At 53.4% G+C, this 21,034-nt stretch carries 25 protein-coding genes, 1 tRNA gene and 1 other RNA gene; 7 read left to right on the plus strand and 20 right to left on the minus strand.

Annotated features, from left to right (window positions below; all coding sequences use genetic code 11):
• Positions 1-5: 5 nt before the first annotated feature.
• Positions 6-1,643 carry an acyl-CoA synthetase gene (locus tag AB1598_01280; protein ID MEW6143629.1) on the minus strand — a complete coding sequence of 546 codons (1,638 nt, stop codon included), beginning with the start codon at positions 1,641-1,643 and terminating at the stop codon, positions 6-8.
• Between the two features lie 98 nt (positions 1,644-1,741).
• On the opposite strand from AB1598_01280, the gene AB1598_01285 reads away from it, so the two are divergent.
• On the plus strand, positions 1,742-3,064 hold the full coding sequence (locus tag AB1598_01285; GenBank protein MEW6143630.1) for a replication-associated recombination protein A: 1,323 nt from the start codon (positions 1,742-1,744) through the stop codon (positions 3,062-3,064).
• Between the two features lie 278 nt (positions 3,065-3,342).
• Positions 3,343-4,149 carry a hypothetical protein gene (locus tag AB1598_01290; protein MEW6143631.1) on the plus strand — a complete coding sequence of 269 codons (807 nt, stop codon included), beginning with the start codon at positions 3,343-3,345 and terminating at the stop codon, positions 4,147-4,149.
• Positions 4,150-4,205: 56 nt separating this feature from the next.
• On the opposite strand, the gene gloA is transcribed toward AB1598_01290, so the two are convergent.
• Positions 4,206-4,586, minus strand: a complete 381-nt coding sequence (gene gloA, locus AB1598_01295) for a lactoylglutathione lyase (GenBank protein MEW6143632.1) — start codon at positions 4,584-4,586, stop codon at positions 4,206-4,208.
• 166 nt (positions 4,587-4,752) lie between these two features.
• Here gloA and AB1598_01300 point away from each other — a divergent pair, with 166 nt between their 5' ends.
• A complete protein-coding gene (locus AB1598_01300; GenBank protein ID MEW6143633.1) occupies positions 4,753-5,685 on the plus strand; it encodes a hypothetical protein in 933 nt (310 codons plus the stop codon).
• Positions 5,686-5,736: 51 nt separating this feature from the next.
• On the opposite strand, the gene AB1598_01305 is transcribed toward AB1598_01300, so the two are convergent.
• From AB1598_01305 to AB1598_01345, 9 genes are all read right to left on the minus strand, one after another.
• Complete coding sequence (locus AB1598_01305; protein ID MEW6143634.1) at positions 5,737-6,780, minus strand: SGNH/GDSL hydrolase family protein; 1,044 nt, start codon at positions 6,778-6,780, stop codon at positions 5,737-5,739.
• A gap of 21 nt (positions 6,781-6,801) precedes the next feature.
• Entirely contained in the window at positions 6,802-7,248 is a 447-nt protein-coding gene (locus AB1598_01310) for a MaoC family dehydratase (protein ID MEW6143635.1), read from the minus strand.
• 87 nt (positions 7,249-7,335) lie between these two features.
• Complete coding sequence (gene recR / locus AB1598_01315) at positions 7,336-7,941, minus strand: recombination mediator RecR (protein ID MEW6143636.1); 606 nt, start codon at positions 7,939-7,941, stop codon at positions 7,336-7,338.
• A gap of 3 nt (positions 7,942-7,944) precedes the next feature.
• On the minus strand, positions 7,945-8,271 hold the full coding sequence (locus AB1598_01320; GenBank protein ID MEW6143637.1) for a YbaB/EbfC family nucleoid-associated protein: 327 nt from the start codon (positions 8,269-8,271) through the stop codon (positions 7,945-7,947).
• Between the two features lie 4 nt (positions 8,272-8,275).
• Positions 8,276-9,931, minus strand: coding sequence for a DNA polymerase III subunit gamma/tau (dnaX, locus tag AB1598_01325; GenBank protein MEW6143638.1), 1,656 nt, complete (start codon positions 9,929-9,931; stop codon positions 8,276-8,278).
• Between the two features lie 17 nt (positions 9,932-9,948).
• Positions 9,949-10,045: signal recognition particle sRNA small type (ffs, locus tag AB1598_01330), an RNA gene on the minus strand.
• A 143-nt stretch (positions 10,046-10,188) separates the two neighbouring features.
• A tRNA-Ser gene (locus AB1598_01335) sits at positions 10,189-10,280 on the minus strand.
• Positions 10,281-10,396: 116 nt separating this feature from the next.
• Entirely contained in the window at positions 10,397-10,600 is a 204-nt protein-coding gene (locus AB1598_01340) for a hypothetical protein (protein MEW6143639.1), read from the minus strand.
• A 136-nt stretch (positions 10,601-10,736) separates the two neighbouring features.
• Complete coding sequence (locus AB1598_01345; protein ID MEW6143640.1) at positions 10,737-11,123, minus strand: cytochrome c; 387 nt, start codon at positions 11,121-11,123, stop codon at positions 10,737-10,739.
• 141 nt (positions 11,124-11,264) lie between these two features.
• Between AB1598_01345 and AB1598_01350 the strand changes: the two genes are divergently transcribed.
• Positions 11,265-12,017 carry an enoyl-CoA hydratase/isomerase family protein gene (locus tag AB1598_01350; GenBank protein MEW6143641.1) on the plus strand — a complete coding sequence of 251 codons (753 nt, stop codon included), beginning with the start codon at positions 11,265-11,267 and terminating at the stop codon, positions 12,015-12,017.
• A 38-nt stretch (positions 12,018-12,055) separates the two neighbouring features.
• Entirely contained in the window at positions 12,056-12,598 is a 543-nt protein-coding gene (locus AB1598_01355) for an NUDIX hydrolase (GenBank protein ID MEW6143642.1), read from the plus strand.
• A 109-nt stretch (positions 12,599-12,707) separates the two neighbouring features.
• Here the strand turns inward: AB1598_01355 and AB1598_01360 are convergent, their stop codons facing one another.
• Positions 12,708-13,700, minus strand: a complete 993-nt coding sequence (locus AB1598_01360) for a glycosyltransferase (protein ID MEW6143643.1) — start codon at positions 13,698-13,700, stop codon at positions 12,708-12,710.
• 696 nt (positions 13,701-14,396) lie between these two features.
• Positions 14,397-14,621 carry a hypothetical protein gene (locus AB1598_01365; GenBank protein ID MEW6143644.1) on the minus strand — a complete coding sequence of 75 codons (225 nt, stop codon included), beginning with the start codon at positions 14,619-14,621 and terminating at the stop codon, positions 14,397-14,399.
• 437 nt (positions 14,622-15,058) lie between these two features.
• Here AB1598_01365 and AB1598_01370 point away from each other — a divergent pair, with 437 nt between their 5' ends.
• Entirely contained in the window at positions 15,059-15,478 is a 420-nt protein-coding gene (locus AB1598_01370; GenBank protein ID MEW6143645.1) for a hypothetical protein, read from the plus strand.
• A gap of 5 nt (positions 15,479-15,483) precedes the next feature.
• Here the strand turns inward: AB1598_01370 and AB1598_01375 are convergent, their stop codons facing one another.
• The 7 genes from AB1598_01375 to AB1598_01405 are packed head-to-tail and all read right to left on the minus strand — an operon-like array spanning position 15,484 to position 20,213.
• Positions 15,484-15,759: a hypothetical protein gene (locus tag AB1598_01375; protein MEW6143646.1), complete on the minus strand. Its 276-nt coding sequence runs from the start codon at positions 15,757-15,759 to the stop codon at positions 15,484-15,486.
• Between the two features lie 39 nt (positions 15,760-15,798).
• On the minus strand, positions 15,799-16,446 hold the full coding sequence (gene trmB, locus AB1598_01380; GenBank protein ID MEW6143647.1) for a tRNA (guanosine(46)-N7)-methyltransferase TrmB: 648 nt from the start codon (positions 16,444-16,446) through the stop codon (positions 15,799-15,801).
• A 42-nt stretch (positions 16,447-16,488) separates the two neighbouring features.
• Positions 16,489-17,583, minus strand: a complete 1,095-nt coding sequence (gene aroB / locus AB1598_01385) for a 3-dehydroquinate synthase (GenBank protein MEW6143648.1) — start codon at positions 17,581-17,583, stop codon at positions 16,489-16,491.
• A 22-nt stretch (positions 17,584-17,605) separates the two neighbouring features.
• Positions 17,606-18,580: a diacylglycerol kinase family protein gene (locus tag AB1598_01390; protein MEW6143649.1), complete on the minus strand. Its 975-nt coding sequence runs from the start codon at positions 18,578-18,580 to the stop codon at positions 17,606-17,608.
• Positions 18,577-19,098, minus strand: coding sequence for an adenine phosphoribosyltransferase (locus AB1598_01395; protein MEW6143650.1), 522 nt, complete (start codon positions 19,096-19,098; stop codon positions 18,577-18,579). Before AB1598_01395 ends, AB1598_01390 begins: the two co-directional genes overlap by 4 nt.
• Positions 19,099-19,117: 19 nt before the next feature.
• Positions 19,118-19,789 (minus strand): peptidoglycan DD-metalloendopeptidase family protein, encoded by a 672-nt coding sequence (locus AB1598_01400; protein ID MEW6143651.1) that lies wholly within the window; start codon positions 19,787-19,789, stop codon positions 19,118-19,120.
• Positions 19,737-20,213: a TIGR00725 family protein gene (locus AB1598_01405; protein ID MEW6143652.1), complete on the minus strand. Its 477-nt coding sequence runs from the start codon at positions 20,211-20,213 to the stop codon at positions 19,737-19,739. The genes AB1598_01400 and AB1598_01405 overlap by 53 nt, the downstream gene beginning before the upstream one ends.
• 160 nt (positions 20,214-20,373) lie before the next feature.
• Between AB1598_01405 and AB1598_01410 the strand changes: the two genes are divergently transcribed.
• On the plus strand, positions 20,374-21,018 hold the full coding sequence (locus tag AB1598_01410; GenBank protein MEW6143653.1) for a hypothetical protein: 645 nt from the start codon (positions 20,374-20,376) through the stop codon (positions 21,016-21,018).
• The last annotated feature ends 16 nt before the right edge of the window (positions 21,019-21,034 follow it).

Genomic DNA, 21,034 nt, shown 5'->3' on the forward strand with positions numbered 1-21,034 from the left:
CTCGATTATAGTTTCTTAACCTTCTCCCTGAGCACGTATTTCTGTATCTTTCCGGTAGACGTTTTCGGAAGATCCGTGAAGACCACGGTCTTAGGGCATTTGAAATGTGCGAGGCGGCTCCTGCAGAATTCGATAATGTCTTCCTCGCTAACGGTATCAGCACCTGCCTTGAGAGTCACGAAGGCGCAGGGGGTCTCTCCCCACTGCTCGTCCGGACGGGCGACGACAGCCGCTTCGAGGACTGCCGGGTGCTGGTATAGGACGGATTCGACCTCTAGCGTCGAAATATTCTCGCCGCCTGAGATAATAATATCCTTCGAGCGGTCCTTGAGCTCGATGTAACCGTCGGGGTGCATCACCCCCAGGTCCCCGCTGTGGAACCACCCTCCTGAAAACGCCTCCTCCGTTGCGGTCGGGTTCTTGAGATACCCCTTCATTACGATATTCCCGCGGAATAGCGCCTCCCCTATGGTCTCGGCGTCGGCCGGGACTGGCTTGCATGTTTCCGGGTCGCCGATCGTGAGACCTTCCTCGACCGTATACCTCACCCCTTGCCTGGCTTTCATGCGGGACCGTTCGGCGGGTGGGAGCTCGTCCCATTCGCCGTGCCATTCGCATATAGCGGCAGGGCCGTACGTCTCCGTGAGTCCATAGACGTGCGTCACGTCGAAACCCGCCTTCTCTATCCTTTCCAGAACAGCCGCCGGAGGCGCGGCAGCCGCGGTCATGAAATTGACCCTGTGGCCGAACGCGCGCCGTTCTTCTTCCTTCGCGTTTATTATCATGTTCATTACGACCGGAGCCCCGCAGAGGTGCGTGACGCCGTGCTCCGCGATGGAGCTGAAGATCTTGCCCGCGTCGAAATGCCTAAGGCATACGGACGTGCCCGCAAGCGCCGCCATGGACCACGTGAAACACCAGCCGTTGCAGTGGAACATGGGGAGCGTCCAGAGATATACCGGATGTCCTGTCATGCCCCATGCGATTATATTTCCGAGCGCGTTCAGGTATGCCCCCCTGTGGTGATAGACGACGCCCTTGGGATTGCCTGTCGTGCCCGACGTGTAGTTGAGCGATATAGCGTCCCATTCGTCTTCGGGCCCGCGCCACGTATAGCTCACGTCCCCTGTATTCAGGAATTCCTCGTATGTGATTTCACCTATAGGCTCTCCGCGCTTTCCCTGCGGGTCGTCTATGTCTATTACGAGCAGGTCGCGGTCGAGCATGTTGAGCGCCTTCCGAACTACGTCCGAGTATTCTCTGTCAGCTATCAGCGCCTTAGCTTCTCCGTGCTCGAGTATGAAGGCGATGTTGTCGGCGTCCTGTCTTATGTTGAGCGAATTGAGGACGCCGCCCGTTGCCGGCACGCCGAAGTGGGCCTCGTAATGGGCGGGGATATTGGGCGCCATCAGGGCTACCGTGTCCCCCTTTCCGATCCCCTGCCTTGCGAGCGCGGAGGCCAGGAGGCGTGAGCGCTCAAAGGTCTCGCCCCACGTGTAGCGCGTATCGCCGTGTATGAGTGAGGTCCTCCGGGGAAAGACGGACGCCGCCCGCTCTATGAACGTGAGCGGCGTGAGGGGCGCATAGTTGGCGTCTCTTTTTTCGAGCCCGAGCTCGTACTTTGCGCTACCCGGTTTTGTCATGCTCGTCACCTCCGCTCGTGTCCGATAACGATATATCTTAAAGAATTCCTTAGATTATTGCTATTGATTTATCACCCCGCACCCACTACCCTTTTCCCATGGCGAACAGGTATCACGACGAGAACGAGCCATCGTTATTTAAGCCACCGAAAGAGGCCGCGCCTCTTGCAGAGAGGATGCGTCCTGCCACGTTCGAGGAGTTTGCGGGTCAGGCTCACCTCGTCGGTCCCGAGGGCATTATACAGAAGATGCTCCGGGGGAAGAACATTCGCTCCATGATCTTCTGGGGGCCGCCCGGGAGCGGAAAGACCACGCTCGCGAGGCTCCTCGCTACCAAGCTCAACGCCGATTTCATTCAGATAAACGCCATCTCCTCCGGCGTGAAAGAGCTCCGGGACATAATCACTCAGGCGGAAAAGTCGCTGAATTTGGGAAGGAGAACGGTCCTTTTCATCGACGAGATACACAGGTTCAACAAGTCCCAGCAGGCGGCATTGCTCAAGAGCGTCGAGAACGGCACGCTTGTGCTGATAGGCGCGACGACCGAGAACCCTTCCTTCGAAGTGATATCGCCGCTGCTTTCGCGATCGAGCGTCTACGTGCTCGAATCTTTATCTAAAGAAGACCTCGAAGCGCTGCTCGAGAGGGCGCTAAATGAAGACGAGATCATAAAGGGTGCTGCGCTCACTCCGGAAGCGAGGGAGGAGCTAATCGAGCAGAGCGGAGGCGACGCGCGCATCATGCTGAACGCCCTCGAGATCGCGGTCGATATATCTCTTGACGGCGAGATCACGCGGGAAATAGTCCGCGAGGCGTATCAGACCCACCACTACAGGTACGACAGGGGAGGGGAGGAGCACTACAATACAATATCCGCGTTCATCAAGAGCGTGAGGGGGAGCGACCCGGACGCTGCCGTCTATTATCTCGCGCGGATGCTCGAAGCGGGGGAGGACCCCAAGTTCATCGCGCGGCGTCTCATAATACTCGCGTCCGAGGACGTGGGGAACGCCGAGCCCTATGCGCTCACGCTGGCTACGGCGGCTTTCACCGCCGTCGATTATGTCGGCATGCCGGAAGCGAGCCTGATACTCGCCCAGGCGGCCACGTACCTTTCGGGCTGCCCGAAGAGCAACGCGTCTTACATGGCGATAAACGCCGCTCTCGCGGAGGTGAGGAAGAGGCCGGGAATAGCCATTCCAATGCACCTCCGGAACGCCCCGACCAGGCTCATGAAGGAAATCGGCTACGGAAGGGATTACAAGTACTCTCACGATTCCGAAGACCATTTCATAGAGCAGGATTTTCTGCCGTCTGAGCTCAAGGACAAGATTTTCTACGAGCCGACAGAGATAGGCAGAGAGGCGTCCATCAAAAAGTATCTTGAAATGAAATGGAAGAAACGCAGGAAGGATAAGTAACCATTCTGCTTGACCGTTCAATTAACTCTGTACTAAACCGATCTGGGTCAACGGCAAAGTCTTTGCATGTTGGCACTCTCATGCAGGACCCGGTCGTTCAATATCGTAATCTTCACCTCCGAACCATCCGTAACCCTTAGATATTACTTTAAAATAATCAGCAGTAAAAACCAGCGTTATACTATTAAGATAAGAAACTGGAATCCTCCCCGGCTGTATTTCCTGACCACGGCGTATGTATGAGATTAAGGGGGCTTCCGGTAGAGAAGGAGGATATTATGAGTAAATTTAAGCTTTATTTTCTGTACGCCTTTATAGCAGGTTTTACTCTACTTCCGTATGAGGCATTTTCGGGGGGCGACATAGAATTTAACGCGGTGAATAATACAGGCGACGATTGGTGCCTTCAGTGTGAGGGTCCTTTCTCCAGGCAAACGCCGAGGGTGATAGTCAACCAAAGGGGCGGCGTGACCCACTTCTATTCTGCTGAAATCAGCGAGTTCAGCCCCTACGGGTCATGGAATTGCTCGCTATATCAGGTGGACGTCTGTTTCCTTGTGGGCAGCGAGCCGGACATAACTTCCGGGATCGCGGTGCCGGCGGGGACATCGCTCGTGGAGCTTATTATCATGGAACAGCAGGGCATCACAGTAATCGCTCAGAAATTCCCCGAGCTCGGAGCCGAAAGCGATAACGAAATCTCGGTCGCATCCAAGCTGGGTAACGACCCCGCGCCGGGAGCGGTGGACAGGGATACCTTCAGGTTCAAGGCCGAAGAAGGCGACCAGATTACAATCAGGATCGAGGGCGACCCCTCGGCCGGTTATATAGGATCGCACGCCAGGCTCAGATTGACGAGCGGCCGCAGGTTAGGCGATTTTCAAGAGGCGGAAAGCGGGGAACTGCCGCTCGAGATCAGCGTTACCATACCCGAGACGGGAACCTACGAGGTGACTGCCGTCAAATTGGTGCAGAGCGACGTGCCGGATAATCTGCTGAGCTTCAAAGGCGGCTACATCCTGTCCGTCGATTCGGCGGGGGACGATATCGAGGCCTTGATTCCCGGAGAGAACGTAGAGCACTGAGTCGTCGGGCGGACTAAACTGCCGTTGCCGAATCCGGTCACAAGCCGCATGCGGCGTTAAGCAGGACGCTCGATGAGCTCTATCTTGTAAGAATCGGGGTCTTCGACGAACGCTATGACAGTCGTGCCGTGCTTCATTGGCCCGGGGGGTCTCACGACCTTCCCTCCGGCTGATGCTATTTTCTCACATGCGGCATAGATGTCGTCCACGCCGAAAGCCATGTGGCCGTAGGCGTTCCCGAGGTCGTATTTATCCGTGCCCCAGTTATGCGTGAGCTCCAGTATTTCGGGCTGGTCTTCGGTGCCGAGGAATGCCAGTGTGAATTCACCTTCCGGGTAGTCTTTCTGCCTGTTGAATTTAAGTCCGATGACTTCTGTATAAAACTTTTTGGATCTTTCGAGGTCCCCGACCCTTATCATGGTGTGAAGGAAGCGCATACTTACCTCCTGTCTTTTCTTATATTTCCGCCTCAAATGAGAAACTAGCACACGCCGTGCGCCGTGTCAAAACCGTTAATATCCTTTCTAATCAGCCTTGATAGTGATTTATCAGATGTGTTAAAATTGTGTTGTTCGAGGTTCTGTCTCTAAGGAGGATGGTCCCATGATGCGATTCATGCATATTTCCCTGTGTACTGCTGTTTTTATACTCTTTACCGGCGCGGCGCATGCAGAGCTATACGGCGTAGCGCAGGAAGCTGAGCATAGGTCGGCCGAAACGGAGGCTCCTAGGATCAACGGTTTCGGAGAAAGCAGCCTGTATTCGATCGATCCTGATACGGGCGCAGCTACTCTGATCGGTCCTACGGGATTTTATTTCTGCAGGGGTATGGATTTTCAGCCCCGGACGAATGTTCTCTACGCCGTCTGCTTCGATGGAACCGATGATCAGGTGCTCATTATCATCGATATTCTTTCCGGACAGGGTACGCTCGTCGGGCTGTTAAACGCCGAAGGTTTATTGCACGACCTGTCGTTCAGGGGCGACGGCACACTATTCGGTTATTTCATAGCTAAGCCGGGCAACTTCCTCGCGACGATAGATGTACACACGGGTGACACCAATTTTATCGGTTTCTCGGGTCTCAATGGGGATGGAAACGGGATAGGGTTCGACCAGTTTAACGATCTGTTCCTGACGGATACCGATTTCGTAACCTTCTTACCCTCGCTCTACCTGCTGAACCAGTCATCGGGTATTGCAAACTTAATCACCGACCTTACGCTTCCCCCGCTCGAGAAAGGGTTAACGGTTATAAATTCTCTGGATCTGAACCCCGAGACTAACGTGATGTTCGGCTCCCTGGACGTCGTGACGCTGGTGTATGATAACTACCTTGTAACGATAGACACCGAGACAGGCGTGGTTACGAATGTCGGCGAAACAGTGGAAGGACTCGAAGCCATTGCATTTCTCAACACGCAGCTATCGGCGATTCCGACTCTTTCTGAATACGGCATGGCTGCGGTGAGTCTCGCGCTGCTGTCGATTGCGCTCTTCGTCTTGTACCGCCGCAAGAAGGTTATTGCGGATTAGATAACCCGAGCCTGTGGGAGGGGCTGTCCTGCGCCTTATTGATAGATAGTTTTAGTTAGGGGGAATTTCTCCCTTCGCAGTGATCTTGTTTAGAACCGGAGCAAGACCGGTATATATCCTCTCCGCGAGAAGCTCGTGGACGGGATCCGAGAAATGCCACTGGTCGTTGAATGTGGTTGCCATCTCACCCGCAAAACAATCGGCTGCGTCGATATAATAAATCCCGTCCCTCTTCGCCATTTCCTCAAGGGCCTTGCCTATGTGATTATAAAGGGGAGTGACGACCTTGTCGTAATCCTTGTTGCTAAGCTCCATTATCCTCTCTTCGAGGTCCGTTTTATGATTCTTCTCGCCGGGGAACGGCTGTCTCACTATAACGACAGGTATACCGTTACGCTCCGCGATCCGGGCGGCAGTTTTCATGTTCAGTATGTAATCGGAGGCGTCCGTATGTCTGATTTGTCCTTTTACGGTGAGGTCGTTGAGACCGTTCAGGAACAGCACGACGTCGGGATTCATATCTAGGCCATTTTGAACAAATGAGCTTAAATCTGTATTGCTCGTCGAACCGTAATATGCGAGCACGGATATCCTCATATCGGGGTATTCATTTTTCAGCATGCCGTACAGTCGCGAGAAGTAGGTATTCGCTATATCGGATGCGCCTGCGCCCCACGCCACGCTTCCGCCGACTATTAAAATGTGAGGGTAGGGGTTCGCGGTGACGCCGACGGTCTGAATGCCACCGTCGTTTACTTCTATATAGCCGGGCACCAACTTCTTGAAGCCGCAATCCGACACGGCGCATCTTAAAGGGGTCACTCCCTCGCCCCTCAAACCCTCCCTCGGACCGCCGGGTGGCACAATGAGACCCCTCTCGGAAAAGCTCGCTTCCCATGCGGTTTTCCTGAGCTCGTATCCGGCCGGGTTCCCGCCCGGAGTCAGCTTCTCTATGTTTTCTATGACCGAGAACTTGTCACGGTCGTGCGCGAGCCGGCCTGCGAGCTCGATTACGCCTAACGTTATCAAGACGGTGGCCAGAACAAGGATTATTTTGGATAAATGCGAGCGGTATGTATTCTTCTTGTCATCCATTCTTATAGGCGGAATGTCCGCTTAAAAAATAGTCTCGTTCCCGACGAGGATCTTGGCTTCGAGGGTGGCGAGGACTTTCTGCTCGATATTCCTGACCTCGCCCGAAAGTGCGACCAGCCCCCCGTTAAGCTTGGGCTTCCCGTCGAGCTCCTTTACTGTCCACTCCATCATTATCGTGTCGTTTATGAAGACGGGCGCCGTGAACTTGATCGAAGCCTCGACCGTCGAGATGTCCGTATCGTGAAAGGCCTTGCTGTAGACGCCTACCATTAGGCTGAACGTGAGCGCTCCGTGGACGATCCTGGTCCCGAACCTCGAGTTCTTCATGTCGGGCTCGTTCGTGTGGAGCGCGTTGTAATCGTTGAAAAGACCCGCGGCTCTGACGACGTGTGCTTCGGTAACGGTTATCCTTTCCGAGAGCTTGTCTCCGACTTTGAGCTCTTTGAACGCCCTTCCGATCCTCGGCATCTTCTCCTCCTCTGAATTTTATAATCTATATATAATAGATATACTAAATATCAATACATATCATATTTTCTGAGATATTTAGAATAGCTAAATATATTTCCTATCCCTAATAGCCTTGCTTAATGTAATTTCATCGATATATTCAATATCCCCACCCATGGGGATGCCGTGAGCTATCCTGCTCACGCCTATGCCCATCGGCTTTATGAGCTTCGAGAGGTAGAGCGCCGTGGCCTCTCCCTCGACGCTCGGGTTGGTCGCGATTATGACCTCTTTCGCGTGATCGCCTTCGAGCCTGCGTATCAGCTCCTTTATTTTGAGGTCCTCTGGACCGATGCCTTCTATGGGGGATATGACGCCGTGGAGTATGTGGTACACGCCCCTGAACTCCCTGCTCCTCTCTATCGCGAGCTGGTCGAGCGGCTCCTCGACGACGCAGATAAGGGAATGGTCCCTCTCTTCGTCCCTGCAGAGCTCGCAGGGGGAGGAGGCGGCGAAATTAAAGCACGTATCGCAAAGCACGACCTTCGTCTTTGCGTCGATGATGGCCCTAGACAGGTTTTCCGCGCTCTCCCGGCTCGACCTGAAAATATGGAACGCGAGCCTGGTCGCGTTCTTTTCGCCTATTCCGGGTAGCTTGGACAGCTCGTTTATGAGCCTCGCTATGGATTCCGGTATGCCTTTCTGGAGCATGGATTAAATAAGTCCGGGGGGAATACCAAGGCCCCCGGCAAGTTTGGTTACCTCGTCCTTCATCAATTCCTGACCCCTTCCCAGGGCTTCGTTCACGGCGGCGGTTATGAGGTCCTGCAGCATCTCGATATCGTTGTCCTTTACTATTTCGGGCTCGATCTTGATTGATACGACCTCGCCTTTAGCCTTCGCGACGACGGTCACCATTCCGCCGCCCGCCGAGGCTTCGACTGTCTTTTCCCCCGCCTCGGCCTGGAGCTTCTCCATCTGCTCTTTCATCTTGTTTGCCTGTTTGAGCAGGTTCTTTATGTTTCCGCCCCCGAATTTCATCGTGTTACTCCTTTTGTTTGGGTTTTACGCTGACGACTCTGCCTCCGAAAATTTCTATTGCGTCCTTGAGCGCAGGGTCGTTCTGTATCTTCTTTTTATTTTCGTTCCTGTCGTTCTTACCGCTCCCGGTCCCGCCAGTCTGAGCGGGGCTGTCCTCCGCGATTTCGATCGAGAGGTCCCCGGAATAGAGCTCTTTCAGATAATTCATGAGCTCGTTCTGGGTTTCTTTTTTCCCGAAATGCAGGCTGTTGAGGGGGTCGCTGAACGTGATCCTGAAAGAGCCGCCCTCCACTGAAATGTCCTTCGCCTGCTCGAGTCTCGTGCCCATGAAGGCGTTCCTCGTTTTAATGTGCCTGAGCACCGCGCCGATGTCTTCTGCTTCGGGCTTCGTCTTGTTCTCCTGGGTCTGACCGCCTGTAGAATCCGGTGCAGCGGCCGTCGTCTCTTCCGGCTTGGATCGAGTGTGTCGATATTCTCCGCGGGGCTCGCCGACGCGCGTCCGCGGCTCTTCTCCGGATTTTAATGAACCCGAGAGGGTTTCGAGCCTCTTTATTATGATTTCTATCGGCACTGTCCTTTCGAGCGTAGACAGCTTTATCAGCATGAATTCGAGCGCCATCTGGGGGTAGAACGATCTGTGTATGCTTTCGGCCCCTTCGAGCGTGAGATTGAAAAGGGACTCCAGAGTCTCTACGCTCTCGCCGGAAGTGATTCCCATGATCTCGTCCTTGTCTTCATCGGAGAGCTCGGTAACGACTCCCTTTCCGCAGGTCTTGAGGAGAAGGGCGTATCTCAATGTCCTCAAGAGGTCCTCGGCGAACCGCTTCGGATTTATTCCTTTTTCGACAGCCTTCCCGAGTGTTTCGATGCAGTCTTTGGGGTCCCTGCCGAGTATGCCCGCTACTGCGGCCTTCAGGAGAGTACTGTCTAGCACGCCCAGGATCCTCACCGCGTCGTCGTGGGCGATCTCGCTCCCGAAAGTCGCGAGAAGCTGGTCCATGAGACTGAGCGCGTCCCTCATGCTCCCGTCCGCTTCCCGGGCGACTATATAGAGCGTCTCCTCCGCGACATTTATATTCTCCTCCCCCGTTATCAAAGCGAGCTTCTCTTTTATCTTTTCGACCGGCACCTTCCTGAAATCGTATCTCTGGCACCTGGAAAGTATAGTCACGGGTATCTTGTGCGCCTCGGTAGTCGCCAGTATGAACAGGACGTGGGGCGGGGGCTCCTCTAGAGTCTTCAGCAGCGCGTTGAAAGCCGATTGCGACAGCATATGCGCTTCGTCTATTATGTAGATCTTGTATTTTCCGGAGGTCGGGAGGTATTTAACGTTCTCGATTATCTCCCGCACGTCGTTCACGCCCGTATGCGACGCGGCGTCGATTTCTATGACGTCTAAAGATTTCCCCTCGGCTATCTCCTTGCAGAATACGCATACGGAGCAGGGCTCGGGTGTCGGGCCGTTCATGCAGTTGAGCGCCTTCGCCAGTATCCTTGCGGTCGAGGTCTTGCCGACCCCCCTCGGCCCCGAGAATATGAAGGCGTGAGCTATCTTCCCCGTGGAGACCGCGTTCTTCAAGCTCAGGGTCACGAACTCCTGGCTTACAATATCCTCGAAGGTCTGAGGCCTCCATTTTCTCGCGAGCACTAGGTAGGACATCCGTCACCTTAGAACCAGCTAGTCAGGGTTTCCGCAACGCTCAGGAGGGTTTGTTACCGTTGCTCCCTTCCGGGCCTGGCGGGGTTCACAAGCTCCTGCCGTACGGGCCTGACTAACTGGTAAATTTATCGAAACTAATATTCCCTGAAGAGCCTTAGCCTATATTATAGAATACCCGAATGTTAATAGCCATCGAATGAAATAATCGTTGCGCCGCATGCGGTCGCGGCGCTCCTTCGTCATATTCAAACACATACTGGCGGAGAGGGTGGGATTTGAACCCACGAGGGAGCGTTAACCCCCTACACACTTTCCAGGCGTGCACCTTCGGCCGCTCGGTCACCTCTCCGGTTGTATAATGGAATTCAGCAAGATTTTAACATCTTGGGAAATTTCTTCAAAAGTCGGAAGAATCGCGTTCTGTCGGCGGAAAACACTCCGCGGGACTACCCCCTGGGCGGATAATTATTGGTTGTCCTGCTCTTCCGGATACTGCTGACCCTCGGAGTAAGATTCGTCGAACGATTCAGGCTCCGTCGGCGCGTCAAGCGCCTTACCGGGGTCATCGACCGTCCCGGGCTCTACGGTTGCGCATGCGGTCAGGACGGGCAGCGCGAGCAGGGCCGCGAGCCCGAAAGGTCTTATCATATCCGATAGCATCTTCTTCATATTGTTCCCCTTGTCTTCCTGATTATTGACGTCGAATAAGAGTAAATATATACCAAAATGAGCAGGAAGTGAGAGGTAATATACGACACGTCGGGTAACGGGCGGAAGCCTGGGCGGCCGCCCGCCGCCTCATGATTTATTTTGCCTTATACTGACACTTGCAGATATCCTGCCTTATGTAGGCGATAACGTTCCATATGTCCTGCTCGGAAAGCGTGCCCCCCCATGCGGCCATCATCGGCGAGAGGCCGACCGCCGCCCCGCCTTCGCTTATGACTTTATAGAGGTGCTCGTCCGAGAGTGTGGATACGTATGCGGCGTCGCTCAGGTTCCTCGGTTTGGGGTCGAGGGCCGCAGCCGCTACACCGTCACCCTTGCCCTCCGCCCCGTGACATGCGGCGCATGTAGTCTGGAACGTTTCCTTTCCCTTGGCCGCGTCCCCTTTTTCCGCCGCGGATACGGACGGCAGCGAAAACACTACGCCTGTCGCCAAAAAAAGCATCGTAAAAACAAGTCTTCTCATTTCAGAACCTCCCGAATTCTGTGGACGAGATTAACGACAATCTATTTTAACCGTAAAATTCGGTTTGTATAGATGGCGGTATTGCGCGTGGATTTGAGGAATGGGATAATGGTAATCTTAACACCGGATAAGGAGGTTTGAATGGAATTCGTCCATCTGACTGTAGACGACGGTATCGCCACGGTCGCTCTCGACAGGCCCAGGGTCAATGCTATAAACGAGCAGGTGGTCCTGGAATTGAGGAACGCTTTCAGGGAATTAGCCCTGGATGCGCGGGTAAAGGCCGTTATATTGACCGGGCGGGGGAGCTTCTTTTCGTTCGGGTTCGATATTCCCGCGTTCATGGATTACCCGAAGGAGTCATTCCGTAGATTTGTCATGAGCTTTTCCGAGCTTGTCCAGCGCATCTTCGTATTTCCGAAACCCGTGATAGCCGCGCTTAACGGTCACGCCGTGGCAGGCGGCTGCGTCCTTGCGATTGCGTGCGACAGGAGGGTCATGGCCGGAGGGAAGGCAAAGATTGCGCTCAACGAGCTCACGCTCGGAGCTTCGGTATTTACGAGCATCGCGGAAATTCTGAAATACACGGTCGGACCTAGGACGGCGCAGCTCCTCCTCTATATGGGAAAAATGAATTCAGCGGAAGAAGCATTAGCGCTCGGCCTCGTCGACAAGGTTGTTTCTGCGGAGGATATGGATAGCGAGGCACTCGCCGCCGCGCATGAGCTTGCCGGGTGGGACGCGTTTGCGTTCGGGAGCATCAAGAGGCTTCTCAGGAAAGAAACTCTCGAAAGGATTGAAAATCATGAAAAGGGTTCGGTCTCGGATTTCGTCGACATCTGGTATTCCGAAAAGACGCGGGAGAAGTTGAAACAGATCGAAATCCGCAATTAGTATGCAGGCAAATAAATGATATCTATTCTCCGGAAGCCATGATTAAAAAATGGAAGGTGATAAAATCCGAGCCCCTCTCCTCGAACAGGGTGTTCTCAACGAGAAAGGACACGAGCGTGTCACCCATGACCGGGGAGGAGCACGAGTTTTTTGTGATCGAGGCCCCAGACTGGGTAAACGTTGTCGCGCTCACTGACACTGATGAAGTCCTGTTGATAAGGCAATACAGGCACGGTATCGAGTCTGAGACGATCGAGATACCGGGCGGCTGCGTCGATCCGGAGGAGACCCCTCTCGAAGCTGCCAAACGGGAGCTCCTCGAAGAGACGGGTTATGTATCGGACGACTGGTCCTGTATAGGGGAGGTCATCCCGAATCCGGCCATCCAGAATAACACCTGTTTTACCTTCCTCGCCAGGAGTCTCAGGAAGGAGAGAGAGCCCAGCTTCGATACGACCGAGTACATTGTTACTTTCACATCCCCCGTAGAGGATATTCCGAGGCTCGTCCGGGAAAAGCGCATAACACATTCGCTAGTCGTTTCGGCGTTTTACTGGTTCTGTCTCGCTTCCGGTAAGTAGTTTAAACGGACGCATTCGCTTTGCATACGACAATTTACTACACGAGCCAAAATCTATTAGTACATAGCAATATAGCCGTGAATCAATATGCAAAGAGGTAGGCTGAAGATTATGAGCCTTTGGACTGGATAACTTGTTTACTTTTCTTTGACCAGGTGTCTGTTTTGGAAATAAACCTCTCCCGCTGGAGCTCGACCGGGGCTTTACGCTCTGCGGCATCTCCTCGGCCGAGTAAATAGCCGAGCATCTCACCCCAAGCACCGGCCAAAAGCGCAAGCGATATAGGAACGAGAATCTTTGGCAGAAATTGGCCTTCACGGCCGGTCCGTCTGATATCGGCCAGGATTCGTCGAAGTCTAATAAGAGGTATTAGCGGCGCCGCACCAGCATATACTACACGTTTCCACCAGGGCCAGTTTCCTATCTTTGCGCGAGTCGCCGCAAAGCTTCGCTGGCCTAGGTAGTCCAAGGCCATATAGGTTTTGAGACTGGAGATGTTAGCATGCCAGGAGACGGCGTCTCCAGCTATAAACATTCGTTTTCCTCTCGCACGCAAGTCAAGAAAAAGAGCGGCTTCATCCTCTAGCATATCACCAAGCAGGTCGCCGTAGCTGAGTAGTAGTTCTCGTCTATAAGAAGAATGGTGTCCCGCCAGGAAATCGCTTTCCCCCGGCGCTACCGGAGCAACTACCGGGCCGAACTGTCCATAAAGGTGTGCCCAGCTCACCAGAGTATTGGGATTGGCGTTTTCCATTGCAAAGCCCACAGCATCGTATCCGCTTTCGTGGGCTGCAATTAATCTTTCAGCCCAACTCTCGTGAAGATATGAATGTTCTTCGGCGTATGTGACGTAAGGTGTTCTGGCGGCGCGTACTGCGGTTGCCATCGCCTTACCACAGGTCCGTATATCTGGAAGAATAAGCCACTGCCAGGCGCCAAACCCTTCGAAAAGCTCGTCTTCTATGCCGTCACGATTGGGGGCTACGACGATAAGCTCTATTGCCTCCCTGGAACTCTGCCGCCGTAGCTCCTCGATCACCATCCTGCATTCAGATGCCGATTCGTAGCCTATGGTGAATACCGATAGCTTTAGTGAACCCATTTTATGCATAAACCTTTTTTGTTACTCCTATCTCAAAAATAACCTCTTGTCAAGACCAATTCTCTCTCCAAATGCCTATTGCCATGGCAGGAAAGCGCTCTTTGCCTCTATCCATAGCCTACAATTCGAGTCCTTCCCCCTCCTTTCCCGTTACTAAGGCGAACCTCGCCATAGAAGGGATTTCTTCCTTTGTTTCTTCTGTCCTCTTTTTCTTTTTCCTTTTCCTCTCTCTTATCTAACCCAAGCCAATCTCTCAAGCCTTCTATCTGCCAAAGAATACTCTTCCCTATATGCCCAATCCTCTTGAAGCTTCAATATAAGCCTCCTTCCACTGCTTACCAGCTTACCAGCTATCAAGAAAAATCTCTGGTTTCTCCGATAAAGCACAATAAGCGATGAAAACTTGGTCTCCCTGGTTTCTTTGAATCGTATCCCACTGATGTTCTTTGTTGGTGTCCATAAGTCGTTCTCACATGCGAATCTAAGTCTAAGGTAATCTTATGCTAACCCTCAAAGTCTCTTCTCGCTTTCATTAACAGGCAGTGGTTCACCCTAGCTATCCCCTTTGCTGTATCAACTCGGAATCTCTTTAGAAACCTGCTGATTGTGCTCTGTACGGGATGGTCATCGAGCCCAGCTATTTTTTGAAATACTTTATCCAGCCTGAGCATTAGTGTGTCACTCTGTCTCTTCATATCAATGATTACAGCATAAAGTAGACACACTAACATCCCTCCTACTGTCTCTCTTCTCAATTGTGACAGCATTTTCAAGTTTTTCTTTAACTCCAAACCGTATAAGAAATTTCCTTAAATGGGGAATCTCGCCGAATTTTGTCAGATTTCTTCCTGTAAATTCAACTCTAATATCATCTCTATGTGGTAGCATTTTAGAGGAAGAAACAGTAAGCTTTTTTTTCATTTTTTAGATGAGCTCCTCGTGCCCTGATTTTTCCTCTTTTACACCTTTAAGTCACAATAAATTCAAGGAAAGGGAGGGTATATTACCAATCCTTCCTACCTTCTTCACGCATTATTTGGGTTTGAGTCTTCGCCACCCTTCGGTTTATTCTTAATAAAATGGTTTAAGTGTGTATTTCGGCGAGCTTTATACATTAATTTTTGGTGTTGAGTATTCGGCCGTGGAGGTGTATATTTATTTATAATGTGTAAACGAGGAGGCGGAATATGTCCCGCTCTGTATTTCTGACATTATACATTGCAGGAAGCTTTGTATTCTTGTCTTCCGGTCCTGCGTTCCCTCAATCAACAGCGCCTGCTCCTGCTCCGGCCCCCGCCGACTTTCCGTCCTACATCGTTGTCCCGAGCGAGGATCTGAACCCGTACGATCTATCCACTATGCAGAAGAGCACGGAGACGAATTACAGGGACGGCACCGGGACGCTCGGCACGTCTGTCCAGCGTCAGAGCAATATTGAAGTGAACGAAGCGCTCCAGAAGAAGAAACAGGAGAGAATGAAGGCGGCTGAGGAGGCCAAGGCGAAGAGTCTTAAAGAAGCTGAGGGTGAAGAGGGTGAAGGCGTTTCGCCCGATGAAGGAGTCAGTTCCGCAGAGGCGCCCGATCTGGGCGACGCCGCCGAGGGGCTTGAAACACCGGGCGTAAGGGGAGGGCTTTTCACCTGGACTGACGAACAGGGGGTCCTTCACGCGACGAACGACATCGGCCAGGTCCCGATCAAGTACCAGGTAGAAGCGCTCGAGAATTCTTCAAAGAGCATCGAGCTGAAAAAGGGCACCCCGGATAAGGGACGTCCCTAGGACCCTTATTTTTTAGTCTTGGCTTTATTCTCTTTCTCGGCAAGCTCCGTGACTTTTTCTTCAAGGTTTTCAAGCTTCGATGATAGCCTCTTTATCTGCCCTTCGAGTATATATAGCGAGTCGTTCGTGCTTTCGGTCCGCTTGAGCAGCATTACGCCCAGCCCGACCAGAGGGGCGACTATAAAGATGAGCTGAAAAAGGTATCCGGGCCCGTTCTCCGAGCAGCCGCTCAGGAGTAACCCGGTGTATATTATTGCGGATAACGTCAATGCGCGTCTCATTGTTCAATCCTCCTCCTGCTGATTTGGTTCACTCATATTTTACCTGAGTAATCGGCGCCCGGACCCCGGCAGCCCTGTGTTTTTGAACCTCATGTAATGAATTTCCCTCCCCTCGGCCCTGAATTCCTTTTCGTATGTCGTTTCCGTGCGCCCTGGGATGTGGAGCATATAGCCCGGATCGGGGAATTCGGATTCAAACAGGTTTATACTCTTCATCGTGTCGAGTGTATTCTGCACGTATTCCCGGTGATCGCTCGCGATCTCGAGAAAGGCTCCCTTTTTCATAACCCTGGAAAGCTTCCTCAAGAACCTGCGGTTGATTATCCTGTGCTTCTTGTGCCTGTCCTTGGGCCAGGGGTCGGGGAAATTGATATATGCTGTCGAGAAGGAGTTGGGGCTGAATAGCTCCCCTAGCGCAATATCCGCGTCCATGTGAATGAACCTGGCGTTCGCCGCCTTCTGGCGCCTCGCGCGCTTTACCGCCTTGTTGAACCTTCGCTTTTTTATCTCGATACCTACGTAATTTTTATCCGGGCTCCCGAGAGCGTTCTCGATGAGGAAGTCGCCGTCCCCGAACCCGATCTCGAGCAGGCACTCGTTCCCGTTCCCGAATACCTCCTCCATGTCGAGCGGCAGGATGCGGAGCGATATGTCGAGGGCCGGATTTATTATTTCCGAATTGTCCATTTTTGCGGTCTTCCGGAATTTCTGGTTTGAAACGGGACTAGGTTACGCAATGTCCCTGATGAGCGATTCTTCTATTTTAAGCCCGTAGCTCCCGTTAATATCGGCCATGCGTCCCATCGCCGCGGGCAGCACCATCTCGATCTTGCCGCCGCGTGATTTTTTGTCGAGCTTCATCGTATCTATAATATCCTCTATTTTCATGTGCCCGGGCATAGTCGTCGGAAGCCCCGCCTTGGTCAGGAGGCGCGTGAGCCTCCCGAGCTCTTCATCCTTCCAGAGCCCCATCCCGACGGCGAGATTTCCCTCGGCCGCCATGCCTATTGATATCGCCTCCCCGTGGGAAATCTTGTACTCCGACAGGTTCTCGACCGCGTGGCCTATCGTGTGTCCGAAGTTAAGTATCTTTCTCAGGTTCGATTCCCTCTCGTCCTTCTCGACGACCTCTCCCTTTATCTCGCACCCCCTTTTGATTATGCTGGTGAGCGCACCCTTGTCGTATGAGAATATGCTGTCCATGTTCTTCTCGAGGAATGCGAAGAGGTCTTCGTCCTTGATAACGCCGTATTTAATAACCTCGGCGAGTCCTTCCCTTATCTCCTTCCCGTTAAGCGTGAGGAGCGTGTTAACGTCTATGTATACCCTCCACGGCTGATGGAATGCGCCTATGAGGTTTTTGCCGTGCGGGGTGTCGACTGCGGTCTTCCCGCCTATCGAGCTGTCGACGCACGCGACGAGCGTGGTCGGTACCTGTATGTATGGGAGACCCCGCGTGTATGTTGCCGCCACGTAGCCCGCCATATCGCCCACAACGCCTCCCCCGAGGGCTATGACGGCCGAGTCCCTGCCGAATTTATTCTCGAGCATACGGTCTTCTATCCAGGCTTTCGTCTCCCTGTTCTTGCTCTCCTCTCCCGCCGGGAACGCGATCAGCCGGGTATCGAGACCCGAGCGTCCGAATTCGTCCAGGAGCGCGCTTCCGTAGAGTTTGCCGACGGTCGTGTCGGTGATAATCGCGTATTTATGAGCGAGCCCGGCTTCCTTTATCTCACCGGGGATACGCGTCAGCAAACCCTCGCCTATGAGGATATCGTATGATTTGTCCTCTCTCGTTTTAAGGTTTACCCGTATCTTCTCCATGTCGCCTGCCGTATTGATGAAATTAAAGCTCTATCTCCTTCTCGCCCCTGAACGAGAATATCCTCACTCTCGGTCCGGCCTCTATCAGTACGTCCGTCGGCTCGTCCCTGTTGAATATCTCTCCGTCGATAATATACCCACTGTTCCTTTCGACCCGGAGGGAGCTTACGGCCCTGTTGACGAAATTCCCGTATCTGTCCGATTTGAGACTCCTGTAGAGCCCGAGCGGGAGCGCGTGCCGCTGCTTTTTAATGTAGTTTTCCCTGACATAAACCATATTGAAAGACTCGCCGGGTACTGATTCCTCGGCGAATATGTCGAAGCCGAAGACGAATTTTTTCAGGCTAGATGCGATCGTCAGGACGTGGCCCTCGTGGGGGAGCCTCTTGCCGTCCACGTAGACCGTGGAATCGATGTTCTCGAAGGGGCCCCGGCTCCCGTTGGAGAGGAGCGTCAGTATAGTCTTTATAGTCATGATGGAAGCCACCTGGATTCCGGCGCCCTGCTTATAGTAATCGATAAGGAATCTATAAAGGAACCCGTCTATCCACGAAAACCCGTAATAGGGTTCATCGAGGTGCGAATCCTCTATACGGATAAGACCCCTCTCTATAACGCTTATCGGTGCGCCGCGCTTGAGCTTGTCGTTGAGCTTCCTGCAGATAGCGAACTGGCTCTCCCTGAGGCCCGCATCGGAGCCTATCATATTTATCGTGCCGCCCATGAGCGGGAGTATCACGGGCAGATCGTCCTCGCCGAAGAGCTTGAGATAGGTGCTGAGCACGCTGCATATAGTCCCGTCCCCGCCGCTTATCAGGAGGAGCTTCACCCCTTCCCCGTGAAACTCGTCCATCACGCCTGCTATCTCGGGCTTGTTTCTGGTCGTGCGCAGAAGCGCCCTTCCGCCGAATATGTCGTTCATCCTGCCGACTACTGCGGCTGTTTTCCTGCTGTTTATCTTCGCCGACGGGTTTAAAATAATTCCTATCTGTTTCATGCCTCGTACTTGACCACCGACCATACATTGCGCGGCGATAATTTCTTATGGCCCCCGAGCTCCGTGAGCTCGACCAGGAAGCAGTACCCCGCGATCTCCCCGCCGAGCTTCTCTATGAGGTCGCCTGCGGCTTTTGCGGTGCCCCCTGTCGCCAGGAGGTCGTCTATAAGCACGACCCTGCTCCCCTGATGGATCGCGTCCCTGTGAACTTCAAGCGAATCGGAGCCGTATTCGAGGTCGTAGGACGCGTTAATCGTTACGTACGGCAGCTTTCCCGGCTTCCTCACGATGACGAGCCCCGTGCGGAGCTTGATCGCGAGGGCGGAGGCGAATATGAACCCGCGTGATTCGATCCCGACGAGGTAATCGATTGCACTCCCGCGCAGCATGTCCGCCATTCTTTCGATCGCTGACTCGAACGCCCCGGCGTTCTGAAGGAGCGGCGTGATGTCGTGGAATATAATTCCCTTCTTCGGGAAATCCGGTATGTCCCTTATGTATTTCTTGAGATCCGTCATTAATAATTCTCCTTTCGTCTTATGGCAGGTAGTTGAGCGGGTTGACCGGCTTGCCGTCGTTCCTCACTTCGAAATGGAGGTGGCTGCCGGTCGCGTTCCCGGTCGAGCCGACCTCGGCTATCACCTCGCCCGACCTGACGCATATGCCGGGCTTGACTTCGTTCCTGCTGTTGTGCGCGTAAAGCGTGCTCAGCCCCCCGCCGTGCTCTATGATAACGACCCTCCCGTAGCCGGAAAAGCCCCCCATGCCGTCCGAGCTTATGAGCACGAGGCCGTCGGCGGCGGCCCTTATCGGTGTGCCGCTCGGAGCGGGGATGTCGATTCCCCAGTGGTATCTCCTGCCGCGTTTGCCGAACCCCGAGGATATCTTCCCCGGAAGCGGCCATATGAGGCCTGAAGAAACGACCGCTCCCGGTATCTTGAGCATAGTTCCCGCCGGGATGTCGGTGTAGTCCACTATGTTGTTGACCTCTATCAGCTCCTCTACCGTCGTACCGTACATGACCGACACCCTGTAAAGCGTCTGTCCCTCTTCGAGCATATGGTACCTGTAACCCTCCCTGACGGTCAGCTTTCCCGTCAGGCATTTCTGTATGTCCTTTTCACTCACCTTGGGAATGGACGGCGGCGGGGGCTCCTTACCGCAGGCCCCGAGCAGTGCCAGAAACAGCAAGCCCGATAGCCACTTCAACCGCCTCCCTGGGATTGTCTGCCTGCCTGATATCGGTTGATACATCCCAAGTTTTAATCCCTATGACCGGAATTTCCAATCTGAGAGCGAAGGCAATTTCAGATAATGTACCGAAGCTCCCGCCTATTGCAATGAGCGCGTCGCTCGAGCGTACGACTATTATATTCCTTCCGTGCCCCATGTCGGTTACGATGGGTATATCGATGTAGGGGTTTGCCTCGTGCTTGGATTCTCCGGGGAGGACCCCCACAGTGAGACCCCCTTCGGACTTAGCCCCTTTGCAGGCCGCTTCCATGACGCCTCCGAGCCCGCCGCACAACAGCGTACATTTCCTTCGCGCTATCTCCCTTCCCGTTTCGAATGCTGCGACGTACTCATCCTCGGTAGGCTCGCCCGCTCCTATCACTCCTATTATAATCTCCATGCCTGGCAAGATTATATGCTTTTTCCCTCCGGGACTCAAACGGGACGGGGGAAGGGGGTCCCGGCGGGTACGGGTAATAAAACTTGATTTTGACTCCTTCATCTTATAACTTTTATGGGAAACGGCAAGATATACGGCAAGCTGAAACAGGGGGGAGTCAATGAATATTTTAACAAGAGCTCATGTCTTAATATTGATAAGCTTCTTTTGCCTGAATACGGTTTCTCATGCGGCCGCCCAGCAGAACGCCGACCTCGCCCCTCTCGGGTTCGCTTTCGGCATCTCGGACGACGACGCCGAGGAAATAATCGAGACGAACGGAAAGAGGATCATGGACAACAAGGTCGACTCCAAGAAAATAAGAACTATAGTGATGCAGGGTATGCTTGTCACTCTGCCGCTCGACCTCGAAGGGAGGGACGTCAGCACGGGACTCGAATTCTACGACGACAAGCTCCTTTCTTCTTCGCTTATACTGAACGCGAAGGACGAGTTCGAGGAGTCCCAGCTCCAGAGCGAGTTCATGAAATACCTGACTGAAAAGTACGGCGAGCCCTCGAGCTCGGACAGCATGCTCTATTTCAAGAGCTGGACGTGGAATATCCCGGACGTGAAGCTCGTCTTCCATACGAACCAGAAGAAGAACATGGTCAAGGTCGAATATACTTACGAGCCTTACAACCAGGCCAAGCGCGAGGAGGAGCTCGACAAGCTCCGCGGCACCGAAGAGATAGACCCCGCAAAGCAGATGTTCCTCGACGGGGATTACAGCAAGCCCAAGTATTACGACGAAACCGGACACTGAAGTTTGCCGGCGTTCT

This window comes from Thermodesulfobacteriota bacterium (assembly GCA_040754335.1).
Taxonomy (GTDB): domain Bacteria; phylum Desulfobacterota_D; class UBA1144; order Nemesobacterales; family UBA2774; genus 2-12-FULL-53-21.

Coding starts and splice junctions, on each gene's coding strand:
- AB1598_01280 (MEW6143629.1), bottom strand. CDS start 1,643: ATGACAAAACCGGGTAGCGCAAAGTACGAGCTCGGGCTCGAAAAAAGA.
- AB1598_01285 (MEW6143630.1), top strand. CDS start 1,742: ATGGCGAACAGGTATCACGACGAGAACGAGCCATCGTTATTTAAGCCA.
- AB1598_01290 (MEW6143631.1), top strand. CDS start 3,343: ATGAGTAAATTTAAGCTTTATTTTCTGTACGCCTTTATAGCAGGTTTT.
- gloA (MEW6143632.1), bottom strand. CDS start 4,586: ATGCGCTTCCTTCACACCATGATAAGGGTCGGGGACCTCGAAAGATCC.
- AB1598_01300 (MEW6143633.1), top strand. CDS start 4,753: ATGATGCGATTCATGCATATTTCCCTGTGTACTGCTGTTTTTATACTC.
- AB1598_01305 (MEW6143634.1), bottom strand. CDS start 6,780: ATGGATGACAAGAAGAATACATACCGCTCGCATTTATCCAAAATAATC.
- AB1598_01310 (MEW6143635.1), bottom strand. CDS start 7,248: ATGCCGAGGATCGGAAGGGCGTTCAAAGAGCTCAAAGTCGGAGACAAG.
- recR (MEW6143636.1), bottom strand. CDS start 7,941: ATGCTCCAGAAAGGCATACCGGAATCCATAGCGAGGCTCATAAACGAG.
- AB1598_01320 (MEW6143637.1), bottom strand. CDS start 8,271: ATGAAATTCGGGGGCGGAAACATAAAGAACCTGCTCAAACAGGCAAAC.
- dnaX (MEW6143638.1), bottom strand. CDS start 9,931: ATGTCCTACCTAGTGCTCGCGAGAAAATGGAGGCCTCAGACCTTCGAG.
- AB1598_01340 (MEW6143639.1), bottom strand. CDS start 10,600: ATGAAGAAGATGCTATCGGATATGATAAGACCTTTCGGGCTCGCGGCC.
- AB1598_01345 (MEW6143640.1), bottom strand. CDS start 11,123: ATGAGAAGACTTGTTTTTACGATGCTTTTTTTGGCGACAGGCGTAGTG.
- AB1598_01350 (MEW6143641.1), top strand. CDS start 11,265: ATGGAATTCGTCCATCTGACTGTAGACGACGGTATCGCCACGGTCGCT.
- AB1598_01355 (MEW6143642.1), top strand. CDS start 12,056: ATGATTAAAAAATGGAAGGTGATAAAATCCGAGCCCCTCTCCTCGAAC.
- AB1598_01360 (MEW6143643.1), bottom strand. CDS start 13,700: ATGGGTTCACTAAAGCTATCGGTATTCACCATAGGCTACGAATCGGCA.
- AB1598_01365 (MEW6143644.1), bottom strand. CDS start 14,621: ATGAAAAAAAAGCTTACTGTTTCTTCCTCTAAAATGCTACCACATAGA.
- AB1598_01370 (MEW6143645.1), top strand. CDS start 15,059: ATGCAGAAGAGCACGGAGACGAATTACAGGGACGGCACCGGGACGCTC.
- AB1598_01375 (MEW6143646.1), bottom strand. CDS start 15,759: ATGAGACGCGCATTGACGTTATCCGCAATAATATACACCGGGTTACTC.
- trmB (MEW6143647.1), bottom strand. CDS start 16,446: ATGGACAATTCGGAAATAATAAATCCGGCCCTCGACATATCGCTCCGC.
- aroB (MEW6143648.1), bottom strand. CDS start 17,583: ATGGAGAAGATACGGGTAAACCTTAAAACGAGAGAGGACAAATCATAC.
- AB1598_01390 (MEW6143649.1), bottom strand. CDS start 18,580: ATGAAACAGATAGGAATTATTTTAAACCCGTCGGCGAAGATAAACAGC.
- AB1598_01395 (MEW6143650.1), bottom strand. CDS start 19,098: ATGACGGATCTCAAGAAATACATAAGGGACATACCGGATTTCCCGAAG.
- AB1598_01405 (MEW6143652.1), bottom strand. CDS start 20,213: ATGGAGATTATAATAGGAGTGATAGGAGCGGGCGAGCCTACCGAGGAT.
- AB1598_01410 (MEW6143653.1), top strand. CDS start 20,374: ATGAATATTTTAACAAGAGCTCATGTCTTAATATTGATAAGCTTCTTT.